Annotated in this window: 4 protein-coding genes; 2 read left to right on the top strand and 2 right to left on the bottom strand. The window is 72.0% G+C overall.

What is annotated here, in order from left to right; genetic code table 11:
• Both RWX45_RS00285 and RWX45_RS00280 read left to right on the top strand, forming a co-directional pair.
• The coding region (locus RWX45_RS00285; protein ID WP_316021797.1) for a chorismate synthase at positions 1-612 on the top strand (612 nt) is incomplete at its 5' end.
• Positions 613-658: 46 nt separating this feature from the next.
• Positions 659-1,390 (top strand): shikimate kinase, encoded by a 732-nt coding sequence (locus RWX45_RS00280; RefSeq protein ID WP_410050656.1) that lies wholly within the window; start codon positions 659-661, stop codon positions 1,388-1,390.
• Here the strand turns inward: RWX45_RS00280 and RWX45_RS00275 are convergent.
• Both RWX45_RS00275 and RWX45_RS00270 read right to left on the bottom strand, forming a co-directional pair.
• Positions 1,275-2,006 carry a shikimate kinase gene (locus tag RWX45_RS00275; RefSeq protein ID WP_410050656.1) on the bottom strand — a complete coding sequence of 244 codons (732 nt, stop codon included), beginning with the start codon at positions 2,004-2,006 and terminating at the stop codon, positions 1,275-1,277. The two genes, RWX45_RS00280 and RWX45_RS00275, sit on opposite strands and share 116 nt — an antisense overlap.
• 46 nt (positions 2,007-2,052) lie before the next feature.
• Positions 2,053-2,664 (bottom strand): chorismate synthase (locus RWX45_RS00270; protein WP_316021797.1); only part of this gene is annotated, 612 nt, incomplete at its 5' end.

Here is a 2,664-nt window from a genome sequence, read left to right on the forward strand (position 1 = left end):
GTGCGGTGCACCGACCCGGAGGTCAGCGCCGCTATGGTCGCCGAGATCGACGCCGCCAAGCGGGCGGGAGACACGCTCGGTGGCGTCGTCGAGGTCATTGCTACCGGTGTGCCCATCGGTCTGGGCACGCACGTGCAGGCGGACCGGCGGCTGGATGCCCGGCTCGCTGGCGCCATCATGGGCATTCAGGCGGTCAAAGGCGTGGAGATCGGGGATGGCTTCGCCGAGGCCGCCCGCCGTGGCTCCGCCGCCCACGATGAGATTCTCGCCCTGCATCACGGTGCGGTGGAACGCGCCAGCAACCGCGCCGGCGGCATCGAGGGCGGCATGAGCAACGGCGCCGACCTGCGCGTGCGTGCCGCCTACAAGCCCATTTCCACCGTGCCGCGCGCCCTGCGCACCGTCGACATGGCTACGGGCGAGGCGGCCACCGGACTGCATCAGCGCTCCGATACCACCGCCGTCGTCCCGGGCGCGGTCATCGCCGAGGCGATGGTGGCGCTGGTCCTTGCCGACGCCCTCCTGGAGAAGACCGGCGGTGACTCGGTGGGCGAGGCGCGGCGCAACCTCGAGGGCTATCTGGCCCGCATTGCCGAACGCACCCGTTGGTGACCGCCGCCGCGGCATCATCCACCCACGTCGAAGGAGCCGAAGTCCCATGAGTTCCCACCACGGCCGGATCGGCCATCTGGGCGGACCAGACGCCGTCGTCGACCCGGCGCTGCTGCCGATTGTGCTGGTTGGTCTGCCCGGCTCCGGAAAGACCACGGTCGCCAGGCTCCTGGCCACTGCGCTGGGCGTGCAGGTAACCGACACCGACGCGGAGATTCGCCGTCGTGCCCGCATGACCATCCCGGAGATTTTCGCCGCCGAGGGCGAGGCCGGCTTCCGGGACCGTGAGACCCGGGCGCTGCGCGCCGTGCTCACCGGCCCGGCCGCCACCAAGGGCGTGGTGGCGCTCGGCGGCGGCGCCGTGCTACGGGACGAGAACCGTCGGCTGTTGCGTGATCTCACCGTCGTCTACCTCATCGCCTCACCGGCCACCGCGGCCGGGCATGTCGGCGACGGGAGCGGACGTCCACTCATGAATCCGGCCGCCCCCACCGCCGACTCCGATGCCGCCGGACACAACGCAGGCGCGGATGTGCTGGCTCGCATGCAGGCCCTCCACCACGAGCGCGCCGACCTGTACCAGCAGGTGGCCAGTTTCTCCGTCCCCACCGACGGGCTCACCCCCGAGCAGGTTGCGGCGCTCGTGCTGGTCTCCCTGGGGGTCACCCCCTCCCGCACCGCCGCCGCGCTCGCCCCAACTCTTGGCGACGCCGAGCGGGCGCCCGCTCGGCGTCGCCAAGAGTTGGGGCGAGCGCGGCGGCGGTGCGGGAGGGGGTGACCCCCAGGGAGACCAGCACGAGCGCCGCAACCTGCTCGGGGGTGAGCCCGTCGGTGGGGACGGAGAAACTGGCCACCTGCTGGTACAGGTCGGCGCGCTCGTGGTGGAGGGCCTGCATGCGAGCCAGCACATCCGCGCCTGCGTTGTGTCCGGCGGCATCGGAGTCGGCGGTGGGGGCGGCCGGATTCATGAGTGGACGTCCGCTCCCGTCGCCGACATGCCCGGCCGCGGTGGCCGGTGAGGCGATGAGGTAGACGACGGTGAGATCACGCAACAGCCGACGGTTCTCGTCCCGTAGCACGGCGCCGCCGCCGAGCGCCACCACGCCCTTGGTGGCGGCCGGGCCGGTGAGCACGGCGCGCAGCGCCCGGGTCTCACGGTCCCGGAAGCCGGCCTCGCCCTCGGCGGCGAAAATCTCCGGGATGGTCATGCGGGCACGACGGCGAATCTCCGCGTCGGTGTCGGTTACCTGCACGCCCAGCGCAGTGGCCAGGAGCCTGGCGACCGTGGTCTTTCCGGAGCCGGGCAGACCAACCAGCACAATCGGCAGCAGCGCCGGGTCGACGACGGCGTCTGGTCCGCCCAGATGGCCGATCCGGCCGTGGTGGGAACTCATGGGACTTCGGCTCCTTCGACGTGGGTGGATGATGCCGCGGCGGCGGTCACCAACGGGTGCGTTCGGCAATGCGGGCCAGATAGCCCTCGAGGTTGCGCCGCGCCTCGCCCACCGAGTCACCGCCGGTCTTCTCCAGGAGGGCGTCGGCAAGGACCAGCGCCACCATCGCCTCGGCGATGACCGCGCCCGGGACGACGGCGGTGGTATCGGAGCGCTGATGCAGTCCGGTGGCCGCCTCGCCCGTAGCCATGTCGACGGTGCGCAGGGCGCGCGGCACGGTGGAAATGGGCTTGTAGGCGGCACGCACGCGCAGGTCGGCGCCGTTGCTCATGCCGCCCTCGATGCCGCCGGCGCGGTTGCTGGCGCGTTCCACCGCACCGTGATGCAGGGCGAGAATCTCATCGTGGGCGGCGGAGCCACGGCGGGCGGCCTCGGCGAAGCCATCCCCGATCTCCACGCCTTTGACCGCCTGAATGCCCATGATGGCGCCAGCGAGCCGGGCATCCAGCCGCCGGTCCGCCTGCACGTGCGTGCCCAGACCGATGGGCACACCGGTAGCAATGACCTCGACGACGCCACCGAGCGTGTCTCCCGCCCGCTTGGCGGCGTCGATCTCGGCGACCATAGCGGCGCTGACCTCCGGGTCGGTGCACCGCAC

Source organism: Actinomyces sp. MRS3W, assembly GCF_032465695.1.
GTDB lineage: Bacteria > Actinomycetota > Actinomycetes > Actinomycetales > Actinomycetaceae > Actinomyces.